This window comes from Curvibacter sp. EU05-FHT14A10, from assembly GCF_058791075.1.
Genome location: NZ_JBYTDE010000001.1, coordinates 133,649 through 147,878, shown reverse-complemented (window position 1 = coordinate 147,878; position 14,230 = coordinate 133,649). Strand labels below are relative to the sequence as shown.

Annotated in this window: 13 protein-coding genes and 1 tRNA gene; all 14 read right to left on the bottom strand. The window is 62.3% G+C overall.

Features of this window, described 5'->3' with window-relative positions; translation table 11 throughout:
- Positions 1 to 315: 315 nt before the first annotated feature.
- The 14 genes from AC3WUT_RS00655 to infC all read right to left on the bottom strand — a co-directional run bounded on the left by AC3WUT_RS00655 (position 316) and on the right by infC (position 14,195).
- The gene (locus tag AC3WUT_RS00655; protein WP_492345138.1) at positions 316 to 2,046 is read right to left on the bottom strand and encodes a serine aminopeptidase domain-containing protein; all 1,731 of its coding nucleotides are present in this window, start codon (positions 2,044 to 2,046) and stop codon (positions 316 to 318) included.
- Positions 2,047 to 2,068: 22 nt separating this feature from the next.
- The gene (locus AC3WUT_RS00650) at positions 2,069 to 4,507 is read right to left on the bottom strand and encodes a glycoside hydrolase family 2 protein (protein WP_492345137.1); all 2,439 of its coding nucleotides are present in this window, start codon (positions 4,505 to 4,507) and stop codon (positions 2,069 to 2,071) included.
- A gap of 6 nt (positions 4,508 to 4,513) precedes the next feature.
- The gene (locus AC3WUT_RS00645; RefSeq protein WP_492345136.1) at positions 4,514 to 5,479 is read right to left on the bottom strand and encodes a DUF1839 family protein; all 966 of its coding nucleotides are present in this window, start codon (positions 5,477 to 5,479) and stop codon (positions 4,514 to 4,516) included.
- Positions 5,479 to 6,402: an amino acid--[acyl-carrier-protein] ligase gene (locus AC3WUT_RS00640; RefSeq protein WP_492345135.1), complete on the bottom strand. Its 924-nt coding sequence runs from the start codon at positions 6,400 to 6,402 to the stop codon at positions 5,479 to 5,481. The genes AC3WUT_RS00645 and AC3WUT_RS00640 overlap by 1 nt, the downstream gene beginning before the upstream one ends.
- A 1-nt stretch (position 6,403) precedes the next feature.
- On the bottom strand, positions 6,404 to 7,615 hold the full coding sequence (locus tag AC3WUT_RS00635) for an acyl-CoA dehydrogenase family protein (protein ID WP_492345134.1): 1,212 nt from the start codon (positions 7,613 to 7,615) through the stop codon (positions 6,404 to 6,406).
- Positions 7,612 to 7,863: an acyl carrier protein gene (locus AC3WUT_RS00630; RefSeq protein ID WP_492345133.1), complete on the bottom strand. Its 252-nt coding sequence runs from the start codon at positions 7,861 to 7,863 to the stop codon at positions 7,612 to 7,614. Before AC3WUT_RS00630 ends, AC3WUT_RS00635 begins: the two co-directional genes overlap by 4 nt.
- A gap of 315 nt (positions 7,864 to 8,178) precedes the next feature.
- Positions 8,179 to 8,255, bottom strand: a tRNA-Pro gene (locus AC3WUT_RS00625).
- Between the two features lie 26 nt (positions 8,256 to 8,281).
- A complete protein-coding gene (locus AC3WUT_RS00620) occupies positions 8,282 to 8,719 on the bottom strand; it encodes a MerR family transcriptional regulator (RefSeq protein ID WP_492345587.1) in 438 nt (145 codons plus the stop codon).
- A gap of 99 nt (positions 8,720 to 8,818) precedes the next feature.
- Positions 8,819 to 9,148, bottom strand: a complete 330-nt coding sequence (locus AC3WUT_RS00615) for an integration host factor subunit alpha (protein ID WP_425389175.1) — start codon at positions 9,146 to 9,148, stop codon at positions 8,819 to 8,821.
- Between the two features lie 16 nt (positions 9,149 to 9,164).
- Positions 9,165 to 11,600, bottom strand: coding sequence for a phenylalanine--tRNA ligase subunit beta (gene pheT / locus AC3WUT_RS00610; RefSeq protein ID WP_492345132.1), 2,436 nt, complete (start codon positions 11,598 to 11,600; stop codon positions 9,165 to 9,167).
- Between the two features lie 79 nt (positions 11,601 to 11,679).
- Positions 11,680 to 12,732, bottom strand: a complete 1,053-nt coding sequence (gene pheS, locus AC3WUT_RS00605; RefSeq protein ID WP_492345131.1) for a phenylalanine--tRNA ligase subunit alpha — start codon at positions 12,730 to 12,732, stop codon at positions 11,680 to 11,682.
- A gap of 103 nt (positions 12,733 to 12,835) precedes the next feature.
- Positions 12,836 to 13,195: a 50S ribosomal protein L20 gene (rplT, locus tag AC3WUT_RS00600; protein WP_027475500.1), complete on the bottom strand. Its 360-nt coding sequence runs from the start codon at positions 13,193 to 13,195 to the stop codon at positions 12,836 to 12,838.
- Between the two features lie 26 nt (positions 13,196 to 13,221).
- The gene (rpmI, locus tag AC3WUT_RS00595; protein ID WP_027475501.1) at positions 13,222 to 13,425 is read right to left on the bottom strand and encodes a 50S ribosomal protein L35; all 204 of its coding nucleotides are present in this window, start codon (positions 13,423 to 13,425) and stop codon (positions 13,222 to 13,224) included.
- A gap of 173 nt (positions 13,426 to 13,598) precedes the next feature.
- On the bottom strand, positions 13,599 to 14,195 hold the full coding sequence (gene infC, locus AC3WUT_RS00590; RefSeq protein WP_492345586.1) for a translation initiation factor IF-3: 597 nt from the start codon (positions 14,193 to 14,195) through the stop codon (positions 13,599 to 13,601).
- Positions 14,196 to 14,230 lie beyond the last annotated feature (35 nt).

The following is a 14,230-nucleotide window of genomic DNA, read 5'->3' as shown; positions in this document are numbered from 1 at the left end:
GCTGGTTGATAAACCTTCCGCGACACGGCTGAACCGATTGGCGGATGCGACAGTGGCTGGGGAAGGGCCTTTTGCGGACGCGATTGTGCCACCGAATGACCTCGCGGCAAGGGGGCAGCCCCCTAAACCAAGGGTTGCTCCAGTGCCATCAAATCGAAGCCCCAGGACAGAACAAGTGGCCATGACGGCACGGTGGCGGTGTTTGCAGGCCGTTGACGCGCGATGTCTCGCACTTGACTTCGAAAGCCCTCAGCAGGCCAGCGCATGGGCTGGCCAACGCTTGCTGAATGTTACGAATTTGCCTGAAAAAGTATTTCAGATCGACCTGGAGGAGACGAATTGCCTGACGATTTGGATCAGGTTCTCCGAATCCGCGGCCGCCGTGAAGGTGTGATCAGCCCCCTTCACCAGGTGCACACGGGCGACCGGATTGCGCAGCAGGCGCCGCCCCCCTGGGCCAAAGCAGGCCTGCAATTCATTCAGCCCGGGGTCGGTGTCGGCATAGACCAGCAACAGAGGCAGACGCCGCTTTGCCAAGGCGGCAAACAGGGCCTGAACCTTGGCGGCCCGCGGCGCCAGCGCCCAACCCGCCGGCAGCCGCGCCTGCAACGCCGCGGCACATCGAAACCACAAGGCCTTGCCCACCTGACGCAGCACCCCCCCCACCGCCACCTCGGCACGCCACAAACGCCGCCAAAAGTGCCCGGCAAACAGCACACGCCAGTAATGCCCCAGTTGCTGGATCTCCACCTTGGCCGGCGCACCACCCTCCGTCGGCATTTCGGTGCCAAACGACGGTCCCTCCCACAGAAAACTCTGGGGGTTCACCATCACCAACCCGCCCATGCGGGGTTCATGAACCGCAGCATGCAAACCCAGGTATCCGCCCGAGCAGATGCCAAAGACAACTGGGCGGACCCAGCCCTGCCCGTCAAGCCAACTCAGCGCATAGCCGACGTCCACCAACGACGCCTCACTGTAAAGCGCCAGGCTGCGCCCCCGGACCACGGGCACGGTGTCGCCGATGCCGGTGGCATCAATGCGCAAGGACGCCACGCCGGCCGCAGCCAGCGCACGGGCCAGGGCCACACTGAGGCGGTGGTGGCCGGAACGCGGATTGCCACCGGTGTTCAGAATCAACACGCAAGGCTGATCCGGCTGTGCTTCATGAGGCTGGCAGAGGATGCCGAAGTAGGCCTCTGCGGGGCCGAATCGGCACCCGATCTCCAGCCCTTGCGGCAGGTGGAGCTCGGTTGTCAGAGGCAATGCCGGCTGGTGCAACGACCCAGCGCTGGCGCCGTTGGCGCCGCGCAAGGCCAGCCACTGCACACCCCGCGCAAAGCTCGCCTCTGCCGCCTCGACCAGATGAGGCTCGGCCCGCAGGCCCGCCAGGTCAGGCATCTCATGCACTTCAAACTCGACGCCACCCGCCTGCACATGGGCCTGCGCCAGCTTGGCAAGAGCGCGACCACCTGCGTCACTGAGCACCTGAACCGCAAGCGCCGGGCGCCGGGACAAGCAGCCCAGATCGAGCGACTGAAGCCCTGCCAGGGTGGCATTGGCAAGCCACCAGCCATACAGAAAAACGCCATCACCCCCAGCGGCAGGCTGGGCCGTGATTTGCAGCTCCCGCACCAGGTGACGACCCGATGGTGGTGGGGACAACAGCAGCAGAGCCCGCACATCGGCTTCGGTGCTGGCCACCTCGGCGGCCAACAGGGCCCCCATTCGATGGCCACACAGACTCAGCACCACGCCCGGGAAGTGGCTGCGCGCCCAGGCCAGTGCCGCACGCACGCCGTCCAACCAGGCCTGTGTGGCATCCAAGGGCGCCGCCAGGTCGACGCTGTCGCCCAGGCCGGGGTAGTCCAGGTGCAAGGCCGCCATGCCCGCCGCGGCCAGGTCCTCAGCCAACGCACAGAGCGCTCTGTGGGCATACAGGCCTTCACCACCGAAGGCATTGCAAACCAGCACCAGGTGGCGAAACCCGCCATCGGCAGGCGTGTGAAGCTGCGCTCGGCAACCGGAGAAAACAACAGATTTCATGAAGTCGCGTAGAACGTGGCGCTCAGACCTGCGGCGGGACCAGGCGCACCCAAGGTGCCGTCATTCCATTGAGCGCGGCAAGAGTCCCCCCGGCCAGCGCCGGCTCCACCTGCGAGGCCTCGCGCGGGCTCAGGGTCAGCCACTTCTCGACGCCCGGCGGCAGATGAAACCAATCGTCCGAGGGCCGATGGCTGCGGCTGACAAAATGCACGTGCTGGGCAAAGCGCTGCACCGTGACGCCCAGTTGCCAAGCCCCGTCGCGCCATTCCAGGCGGGTGTTGAAACCCAGATCGGCGGCGGGCAAAACCCGGTTGGGCAGATGGCACGCCCAGCCCAGCACCTGGTCGGTGTTCGCATCGCGCAACACCACCACGCTGACGTCGTGGGCCGGGGGCCCGAAGCGGTAGGCGTAGCTGATGTCAAAAAAGCGCCCCAGTAGCTCAGAGCTGCTCAGGGTGATAGCCCCATGGGCGGGAAGCTCCAGCGACTGCTGGCCATCAATCACGATGCGTTGCCCATCCCGCAACACCTGCAGGCTGAGCACGGCACACAGCGCCAGCGGGCGTTCGTTGATCACGTGCACGGCCAGGCCATTGAGGCCTTCGTCGGTGACCAGAACCTGCACGGGCCGCAGCACCCGCGCCAAGGCGTGCCACACCGGCTTGGTGCGGGCCTGATGATCGAGCAGCCCCCAGCCGGCGCCTTCGCGCAGATCGCGCAATTGCCACACCAGCGCCCCGGCACAGCCGGAATCCGGGCGCCGCCACTCGGCGTAGAGGTGCTCGGCCAGATCGCAAGACACGGCCCGCCCCAGATCCAGGTATCGGGCCGGGTCTTCACGCCGCAGTTGGCCAGGGTCGACCCCATACAGGTGTTGCAGGTAGTGCTCGCGCACGTCGTCGAAATCCCACGACGCGGCGGCGTCTCGCGGGGTGCCCTGCTTCCAGCGCAGACCCATGGGCGCCTGGGCCAGCGCTGGGGCCAGGTCGGCCTCGGCCGGTACATGCGCGAGGGCCATGCACTCGCTGGCAAAGCGCACCCGGGCCCGGCGTGCATCGTCCAAGCCGCGCTGGTAGGCGCCCACCCCGTAGTAATGGCACACCCCCTGATCGGTCGAGAAGCTGGGCTGCCCGCCCCAGGGCGTATTCGGTACATAGGGCACATCGGGTCGGGCCTGGGCACAGACCTTGGCCAGCAAGCCTTGGAACACAGGATCGTCCTCAGGCCAGTCCACCCCCAGCATCTCGGCCTGCTGACGCACCTCACTGCCGCCGCACAGCACGGCCAGGCAGGGGTGGTGCAGGGTTCGGCCCAGAAAATGCCGCGCCTCGGCATCCAGCTCGGCCAGAAACCCGGCGTCGCGCGAAGGGTAGTCAAAGTTGGCCAGCATGAAGTCGTGCCATACCAGCACGCCGGCCTCATCACACGCTGCAAAAAAGGCCGCCTGTTCGTACAGCATGGTTCCGCTCACGCGCACCATGTTCATGCCCGCATTGACCAGCTCAAGCACCAAGGCGCGGTACACCTCGGGCGAGCTGCTCAGGCGCAACAGATCAGGCGGAGTCCAGCACACACCGCGGCAAAACACCGGCAGGCCATTGACCAGCAGACGGAAAGCCCCCTGTTGCCGATCGAGCTCGATGCGGCGAAATCCAACCGTGCCCAGCAGGGTTGGCTGGGAACCCTGCTCCAGCCATACCTCATGCAGCACAGGCTGACCATGGGTGTGAGGTGTCCAGGCCTGCGCCTCGGGCAAGGCCCCTTCGGCCCACCAAAGACCGTCATCACGCTGGCACAAGGGCAGCCGGGTGCCGGCACATCGAAGCTGGGCCCCTGTAGCAAGCCGGGCACCTTGCAAAGCCACTTGCAAGGAGGCGCCCTGCCCGGTCCAATCCGCGCGCAGGGCTTGAATCTTCACGGACTCAGCGTCGGACGGCGAGCCCAGCCGGAGCGCTCCAAAGGGGCCGATGGGGGTCCACTCCGGACACCATCCCGCCATGTGCCCCAACACGGTCTGACGCAGGTCGCGCAGGCTGGGGGGCTGAATCATGCGGGGCCGCCATCGGGCTCGACCCAGGCGCTTGACGGCCGCCCGAGAGAGGGCCCGGAAGCACAGCATCAAAAGCACTGGCCCGGCCGGCAGGTCCACACTCAATGGCAGGTGCATTTGCCGGTGGGTGCACAGCTGCTGCCCGCCCAACCAGACCTCGACGACGCCGGCCAAGCCTTCAAAATGCAGGGTGGCTGCGGCAGGCAGGGCCCAGGCACTGCGGTACCAGATGTCCTGGTCCATCAGCGAACGCGGCGCGAGCAGATCGAATCGGCCCGCCTGCGCCAAGGCTTGGCAAGCCGTGCCAGGCACAGGCGCGGGCAACCAGGCGCCGTCGGCCTGCGGCAATTGATCGGGGTGGTCGAACTGACCGCCCGGGGTTTCCAGCAGTTGCCAGTGGGGGCTCACCATGAGGTCTCAGCCCAGGTGCTGACGCAGACCGCCGATGACGGCGTCCCAGCGTTCGGCCACATCGCTCAGGATGCGGCCGGAGTCGTCCGGCTTGCGCCGTGCGACTGCGCGCACCACGCGAAACTGCATCAGCTTCGCCTGAGCTGCGATCTGGTCGCAATGGTCTGCCAATGGCAGCAAAGCCCCGTCTCCGAGCCATCGCAAAAAGTGCTCCATCAAGCCGAACACAGCGCCAAACTGGCGGAAATGGTTGAAGGCATAGAGGTGGAAGTATTCATTGCCACGCTCGATGACCCGCGCCAGATCAGCCTCGTACTGCTGCTGGTAGGCGAGGAATGGATTGGCCACGGGAGCCAGGGTCAGGTGCTGACGCAAGGCAGCTCGGGCCGCATCGCGCAAGGCCTCGGGCGGCAGAGGCGCACGCTTGCGCTGCAGGACTTCGGTGTAAGGCAACAGCGCCCCGGTGGCCTGTCGGTCCACCGTGTCGATGGCAAACAAGGCCCGATAGTCATCCCCTTGCAGGACATATCGCCCCGCGTTGTGGAAGTAGCCCAGCCGCTGCCGTTCGGGGTCGATGGATTCGATGCCGATGGTGGTCTTGCTGTGCTCGCGCTGGTAGGAGGTGCTGCGGGTGTCAGGCATGTGAAAGCCATCCAGCTCCACCAGCACCAGGTGACCACGCGCCACCTGGGCCTGGACATGGTCTTGCAGGCGATCGAACATCGCCAACTCGCGCAGAACCAACCCGTGCAGGTCAGCCAGGTCGGCAGGCTCGAACTTGCAGAAAGTGAATTGATCCCCTTCGTAGTCCAACTGGACCAGCGCCCCCATCAAGGCCTCGGGCGCCAAACCCAGGTGGTTGAGGTAGGTGATCCAAAGGTCCAGGCTGCAGTTGGACTGCGGCCAATGGCGCTCGGCGCCATGCACCGCGTGCGGGCTGTAGGCCGGCAGCGGAAGGGCCTCGCCCAACATCAGAACCCTCCCAACGCCGCCTGCACGTCAGCCGGCCAGGCCTTGGGGTCGAACCCATGGTGGCGGAACAGGGCCAGGGTGATGCGCTCCATGCCAAAACCGACGCAGGCGGTGTGAGCCACCTCATCGCCTGGGGTACGCAGCTTCCAGATCAGACCAAAGTGGTCCATGTGGTAGTTGAAGCTCAGGCAGGCCGTCGGGTTCTCTTCGCTGTTGACCGGCACCAGCAGTTCGAACTTGAGTTTTTGCTGCCGCTGGCTAGCCGCCAACACTCGGCCGGCACGGCCGAAGAAGGGATCGTTGGCCACATCGATGATCAAGGGCAGGGCCAGGGAGCGCACGAGCTTTTCACCAGCCTCAAGCCAATGGGCGCGGAAAGCAAGCACCTGGTCAGGCGTACCGACGCGCACATATTCACGCATGCGGAACAGTTGCAGGCGAGTGGGCTCCAGCGAAGGCTCGTGCCGGAAACAATAGGACATCAAGTCCAGGGTCACCCCGTCGGGCCCCACCGGACCACGTCGCGCGACCACTGGGTAAGAGGGATAACAGGCAGCCGGCGTCAACACCACACCGGAGGCCTTCTGGCTTTCGGTCCAATCCTTGCCCTCGGCCACGCACTCGAGAATGCGCCGGTGCTCGCTTTCGTCGCCGCAAAAGCAATGCACGGTACCCGCGAAATGCGGGAACGTCTTGAGGTACTCGCTCTCTTCAAAGGTTTGCTGCGAGATGGCGGGTGGGAAGCGCATCACCTCGGCCTTCTGATCAGCGCCGTAGCGGGTGATCAGACGATCGAGCTTGTCGAGGATGTCTTCGAATACACCGCTCTTGCCATACAGGCCATCCACACCCATGGGAATCAGGTGGCCCGCAGCAATCAACTGCTCAAGAAAAGTGGGACTCGTGTCCAAGGCGTCGCTCATATCAGGCCAATCCGAATTGCAAGGGATCCATCAGCAGGAAGCTGCTCATGGTTTCAATCAAACGTGCGTTGTTGATCATCAACGGAGCTGAGTGCAGGTCGCGCAGGTGGCGACCCAGGCTGGCCACACCGTCGGTCTTGTAACCGGCGAAGCCGACCGTGGTCAGGGCCTCCTGCACCACCGCAAGACAGCCTTCGGACATGGTGCTCTTGAGCAAGGTCAGATCGGTCGTCAGGGACATCGGCAAAGCCCCCTGCCCCGATGCCATCGCAAGCTCGAAACGGGTGGCTGCCGACACCAGGCGCGCATGCAGCAACTGCACCCGGGCCACCAGATCAGGCAGGCGCGTGGCAGCGGCCGGCAGTTGTCCGCCCGATTGCTTCATCACCGCACGCAGATGGGTACGGGCCCGCAGCAAAGCGCTGTGCGCAATGCCAAACCAGACGCTGGACCACAGGATGTGCGAGACCGGCAGCATGGTGTTGGCAATGATCTCGGCAAAAGGTGCCTCGAAAATCTGCTCGCAAGCCCCTTCGGAACGGATCATGAAGGCGTCGCTGCAAGTGCCGCGCATGCCCATGGCATCCCAGTCGCCCGTCTTTTCCAGTTGGTACTGGTCTTTCAGCAGGGTGACCATGACCTGGCCGTTGGGGGGAGACTGCTCGTCTGCGCGGGCCGTGATCAGCAAGGCGTCTGCGTAAGCACCATAGGAAACCACCGAGCCATGCTTGTCGAGCGTGAAACGGTCTCCCTGGCGGACCACGTGGGTCAGTGAGCGACGGATATCGCCGCCCACCCCGACCTCGGAGGTCACCGAACCCAGCAGCAAGGCCTCGGCGACCACGCGCTTTTGCAATGCCTGGTACCAGGGAGAGCTTCCGGCATGGTGCACGATCGAAGACAGCTTGATCTGGTGCATGGCAAAGATCATGCCGCTGGCACCACAGGCGCCGCCGATCTGGGCACACATGGCGGCGATCTGGCGCAAGCTCAGGCCCGGCCCGCCCAGCGACTCGGGAACCCAGGCAGCCAACAAGCCCGAGTCGCGCATGGCCTGCACGGCCTCAGCGGGAAAACGGCCATCACGATCCACCTCGTGGGCGTGGCGTGCAGCCACTTCAGCAATCGCCGCTGCTCGGGCCGCCCAATCATCGCGGCACGAGGCCGCTCCCGGCAGGGCTTCAACCGGGCGCATGGGGGTGGCGGTGGTCATGTGGAGGCTTGCTCAGCTTGCAACTTGTGCAGAACAGTGGCCAATGCCGCAATGCTGGAGAAAGTGGCTCGGTTCAGGTATTCGTCAGGGATTTCGACATCGAAACGATCTTCGACGGCCAACATGACGTTGACGATGGCCAGACTGTCCAGGCCGGCTGCAAACAGGTCTGCATCGTCACTCAGGCCTTCCAGGACCTGGGCCATGCGCCCTTGTTTGGCAAAGATCTCACGCAGTGCGTTGTTCATGATTCTTGTGATTCCAAAGAACCATCAAACAATCGTGTCGACCGTGCCAAGGTTTCAGCAGGCCGGCTCGAAATGTAATGATGGGTAACATTCTGTCACCAGGATCATAACGAGGGGTGGGGGCGCTTTCAACAAAACCCGACCACCGCAGGACCAAGCCTCAAACCAATCGGTGAATTAGTTGGCAAGCCATGTCGGGGATCTGCTGACGACCCATCCGAACGGCCCATGCCCCAGAGCGCATTCAATCGGTCGAGAAATGAAAAATGGGTCAGTTCCTTTTGAGAACTGACCCATTGATTCACTGGAATAAAATGGTCGGCGTGGCGGGATTCGAACTCGCGACCCCTTGCACCCCATGCAAGTGCGCTACCAGGCTGCGCTACACGCCGACAAGAATTAAATTATATAGCGGTTTTTAGGCACTTTCGGCGAGAAGCTCGCAAATCTCAAATAATTCTTTGCGAAGCGCCTGCAGATCACCCACGGCCGGCAGCTTGCCCGCCAGGTGCTGGCCCTCATCGGTAGACGCCATCGTCGAGGCAGCGCCTTGAGTCGCCACCTGAGACCGGTCATCCTCGGGAGCAAGCTGCTCCATGCCACCGACTTCTTGGAGCTTGTTGCGTGCCCCGACGATGGTGAAGCCCTGGTCGTAAAGCAAGTCCCGGATGCGCCGGATCATCAGCACCTCATGGTGCTGGTAGTAGCGGCGATTTCCCCGGCGCTTCATGGGACGCAGCTGAGTGAACTCTTGCTCCCAATACCGCAGAACGTGCGGCTTGACGCCGCACAGCTCACCCACCTCACCAATGGTGAAGTAGCGTTTGACCGGAATGGGGGGCAATGGGTTTGCCATGTGGATGACGGACGACACGAAAAGCTTTTAGGTTACTGCAGAGCTGCCTCAAATGCCAGCCAGCACGGACAGGTCTCTCGCAAAAGAGTGACCGAGTCCTCAGCCTTGGATCTGCTCTTTGAGCTTGTGGCTGGCATGGAAGGTCACAACGCGCCGAGCCCCGATCGGAATGGCCTCGCCCGTGCGGGGGTTGCGCCCCGGGCGGGGTGCCTTGGTACGGATCTGGAAATTGCCGAAGCCGGAAATTTTCACATCCTCCCCCGACACCAGGCTCTCTGCGACCAAGTCAAAGAAAGCGTCAACCATGTCTTTGGACTCACGCTTGTTCAAGCCGATCTGCTCAAACAAAAGATCAGCCAATTGAGCCTTGGTCAGCGCAGTCGTTTCGAGGTCATCGACCGCGAACTCGATCTCAGGAAGAGTCGCCATGTTGTCTTGCATCCTCTCAAGCACGCAGGCGGGCGCCGGTGTCGGTCGCCAGCTTCTGCAACACAGCCTGCACGGCCACTTCGATCTGCTCATCGGTGAGGGTATTGTCGCCACCATGCAGCGTGAGGCGAATGGCCAGACTCTTTTCCCCCGCGGCCAAACCGCCCTGCACCACAGCGCCATCTTTCTGGACCTTGGGGCGGTACAGGTCGAACAGCGTCACGTCACGCAACAAACTGCCCGTATCGGCCGCACGGATGGCCGACTCTACGGCGGCATACGTGACCTGATCCCCCAACACAACAGCAATGTCGCGGGTGACCGGCTGCAAACGCGAGACGGGCTCGAAGGCCGGCACACGACGCGCCAACACAGGGTCCAAGTCCAGTTCAAACACCAGAGGCGACGAGGCGAAGCCCCATTTCTGGCGCCAACGCGGATGCAACTCACCGACATGGCCAATGGTGTGCCCATCCAGTTGCACCGCAGCAGTGCGACCAGGGTGAAGGGACGGATGCTCAGCCGGCACAAAGACGGGCTTGAGCGGGGCCAGCAAAGCTTCAACATCGCCCTTGATGTCGTAGAAGTCAACGGCTCTTTCGGCCATGCCCCATTGGGTGGACGCCTGCGACCCCCAGGCCACGCCGGCCACCCGCATCGGCTGATCGAAACCCGAAACCGTGGTGATCGAATCCGCCACAGAGGCATCGCGCAGGAACACGCGGCCCAATTCAAAAACACGCACGCGGGACGCTTTGCGGTCTGCATTGAACTTGAGGACCTGCAGGAGGGACCCGATCAGCGACGAGCGCATCACGCTCATCTGGCTTGCAATTGGATTCAGCAGCTTGATCGGATTGGGATTGGCTGCGAGTTCGTGCTCCCAAGACGCATCAACGAAACTGAAGTTGATGGTTTCCTGGTAGCCCAGACCCGCCAGCAGACGACGCACCGCAAAGGAACTGCGCTGAGCCTCCGCGCGCAACTTGGGCGCAATGGGCGCCAGCGGCTTGGTGGTCGGCAGGTTGTTGTAGCCCACCATCCGAGCCACTTCTTCGATCAGATCTTCCTCAAGGGTCAGGTCGAAGCGATAGGACGGCGGGGTCACGGTCAGGGTCCCCGAGCCTTCGGTGAGTGGCAGGCCCAAGCGGCGCAGGGCCAAGGCGCAGCGATCTTGCCCCAAAGGCATGCCGATGACCTTCTCAGCACGGGCCACACGCAGCGTGACAGCCTGAGGAGACGGCACATTGACCCGCTGATCATCAATCGGACCCGGCTGGCCACCACAGATGTCGAGGATCAACTGGGTGATGCGCTCGATGTGCTCGACCGTGAGTTCAGGATCGACACCACGCTCGAATCGATGACCTGCATCGGTCGAGAAATTGAACCGGCGCGAACGGCCCGCCACCGCCTTGGGCCACCAGAACGCGGCTTCGACGTACACGTTCTGCGTGTCGTCAGACACTGACGTCGAATCTCCGCCCATGATGCCCGCCAGAGACTCGACCTGTTGCTCATCGGCGATCACGCCCACCTGGCCGTCCACCGTGATGGTGTTGCCGTTGAGCAGCTTCAGAGATTCACCTTCACGCCCCCAGCGCACGTCCAAGCCGCCATGGATCTTGTCAAGATCAAAAATGTGCGATGGACGCCCCAACTCGAACATCACGTAGTTGGAGATGTCCACCAACGGCGTCACGCTGCGTTGACCACAACGCGCCAAACGGTCCACCATCCACTTTGGGGTGGCTGCCTTGGGGTTCACACCACGCACCACACGGCCCGAAAAGCGGCCACACAGATCAGGCGCGCTGATTGTCACAGGCAACCGCTGATCATGAACCGCTGCCAGGGTGGGGAACTCAGGCTGCAGCAAGGGGCTTCCTGTGAGCGCCGAGACTTCACGCGCGATCCCATACACGCTCAGGCAGTGTGCCAAATTCGGGGTGAGCTTCAACGTGAACAGCGTGTCATCCAGCTGAAGGTAGTCGCGGATGTTCTGACCCAGCGGCGCATCGGCAGGCAGCTCCATCAGACCGCCATGGTCTTCGGACAGCTTCAACTCTCGGGCCGAACACAGCATGCCCTGGCTTTCCACGCCCCGCAGCTTGCCAACCTTGATCACAAAAGGCTTGCCATCCTCACCCGGCGGCAACTCGGCACCCACCATCGCGCAAGGAATGCGGATGCCCACACGCGCATTGGGCGCACCACAGACGATGTTGAGCAGCTCAGCCTGGCCCACATCCACCTGGCACACACGCAGTCGGTCGGCATTGGGATGCTGCTCTGCCTGCTTGATCTCCCCCACCACCACGCGGGTGAAAGGAGGCGCAACAGGCTGCAACTCTTCCACCTCGAGACCCGCCATCGTGAGGGCCTCGGAAAGCTCAGCCGTCGTCAGCGGCGGGTTGCAGAACTCACGCAACCAGGATTCAGGAAATTGCATAGTCGGACTCTTCTGGTGAAGGCGTGGCGCACAGGCGGCGCATCATGAGCACCGCGGCCCGCCAAGGCCTCAAAACGGGTTACTGGAACTGGGACAGGAAGCGGATGTCGCCATCAAAGAACAGGCGCAGATCGTTCACGCCATAGCGCAGCATGGTCAGTCGATCCGGGCCCATGCCAAAGGCAAAGCCGATGTACTTTTCAGGGTCCAATCCCATGTTGCGAACCACGTTGGGGTGCACCTGCCCGGACCCCGCCACCTCGAGCCAGCGCCCCGCCAAGGGGCCACTCTGGAACTGAATATCGATCTCGGCGCTGGGCTCGGTGAACGGAAAGAAACTGGGGCGGAAGCGCAGCACCAGATCGTCCGACTCAAAAAAGGTGCGGCAGAAATCCGTGAAGACGACCTTCAGATCCTTGAAGCTGACATTGGCGCCGATCCAAAGGCCCTCGCACTGATGGAACATCGGTGAATGGGTGGCGTCGCTGTCGACGCGGTAAGTGCGGCCAGGCGCGATGACCCGAATCTCAGGCATGGTCTCACCGGCATCCAGCAGATGACGATGCGCGTTCACATGTTGCACTGCATGGCGGATTTGCATCGGGCTGGTGTGCGTACGCAACAGATTCGGTGCCGTTGCAGTCCCGCCTTCGACATAGAAAGTGTCGTGCATGGAGCGGGCCGGGTGGTCCTCAGGCGTGTTGAGCGCCGTGAAGTTGAACCAGTCGGATTCGATCTCAGGCCCCTGAGCCACATCAAAGCCCATCGAACCGAAAATGCCTTCGATGCGCTCGAGTGTCAGCGACACAGGGTGCAAACCGCCCTGCCCGGCCTGACGTCCGGCGAGCGTCACATCCAGCGCCTCGGCCTTGAGTTGGGCATCCAGTTCGGCGTCTGCAAGCGCCTGGCGACGGGCATTCAGCGCGGCCTCAATGGCCTGCTTGGCTTGGTTGATGACGGCGCCTCGGGCCTTCTTCTCATCAATCGACAAACTCGCCAAGCCCTTCATCAACTCGGTGATGCGACCCGACTTGCCCAGAAAGACCGCCTTGGCGTTCTCCAGGTCTGCCGGGGTAGCAGCTTGCTCGAAACCTTGTCTGGCGCTGTCGACCAGTGCGTCCAACTCGTTCATAAAATCTCTTGTCAATGAAAAAGGGCTAAAGCTTTGTGCAAAGCCCTAGCCCTTGTTTCTTGTTCGCAGCGCCCCACACAAGGCGGGGCGTAGCCGTGAAAAATCAAGCAGCCAGCTTGGCCTTGACTTGGTTCACGATGCTGCCGAAGGCAGCCTTGTCATGCACAGCGAGGTCGGCCAGCATCTTGCGGTCGATCTCGATGGAAGCCTTCTTCAGGCCGTTGGCGAACTGGCTGTAGGTCAGGCCCAGTTCACGTGCAGCGGCATTGATACGGGCGATCCACAACTGGCGGAACACACGCTTCTTGGTACGGCGGTCACGGTAGGCATATTGCCCAGCCTTCATCACCGCCTGCTTGGCGATGCGGAAAACATTACCGCGGCGACCACGGAAACCCTTGGCGAGGGCCAGAACCTTTTTGTGACGGGCACGAGCCGTTACACCACGTTTGACGCGAGGCATTGAATTACTCCTTGTTCGTCAGTTGATTACAGGCCAGCACCGGGCAGCATCTGCGCCATGTGACCCATGTTGGTCTCATGCACAGCCACAGCACCGCGGAGGTGACGCTTGTTCTTGGTGGTCTTCTTGGTCAAGATGTGACGCTTGAAGGCTTGACCGCGCTTGACGGTACCACCCGGACGGACACGGAAGCGCTTCTTTGCGCTGCTCTTGGTCTTCATTTTGGGCATGTTCATGCTCCTTTTACATTGTGCTCGTGAGGCGTCTGCAAACTGATTGCAGCCTTGATGGCCCCGAGCCACTTGGTCGGCAACAGGGCTAGCCCCGTCACCTGGACAGCAGGCATCACTGCCAGCCGCCTGCCGAAACCCTGCTTGCGCAAGGCTTCAGTGTTCTGCTTTGATCAAACCGATGCAGCTGCAGCGCCCGCCTCAACAGCCTTGGCTGCAGAGGGTTTGCGCTTTCCAGGGGCGATCATCATGATCATCTGCCGCCCTTCCAGCTTGGGGAACTGCTCGACCACGATCAGGTCAGCCAGCTCGTCCCGAATGCGCTGCAACAAGGCCATGCCGATTTCCTGGTGCGTGATCTCACGCCCACGGAATCGCAAGGTGATCTTGCATTTGTCGCCGTCTTCAAGAAAACGCTTGATGTTGCGCATCTTGATGTTGTAGTCGCCATCATCAGTGCCGGGACGGAATTTGACTTCCTTGACCTCGATGACTTTTTGCTTGGACTTCGCCTCAGCAGCTTTTTTCTGCTCTTGGTACTTGAACTTGCCGTAATCCATCAAACGACAGACTGGCGGGTTCGCAGTGGCCGCGATTTCAACCAGATCCACATCCAACTCACCCGCCATGCGAAGCGCTTCCGCAAGGCTGACGATGCCGATGGGCTCGTTTTCCGGACCGGAGAGTCGAACTTCCGGAGCCATGATTTCACGGTTCAGACGGTGCTTGCGCTCTTCCCGCTGGCGACGATCACGAAATTCAGTAGCGATGGCTAGTGTCCTTTAAATAATGGCTGCACATGCAG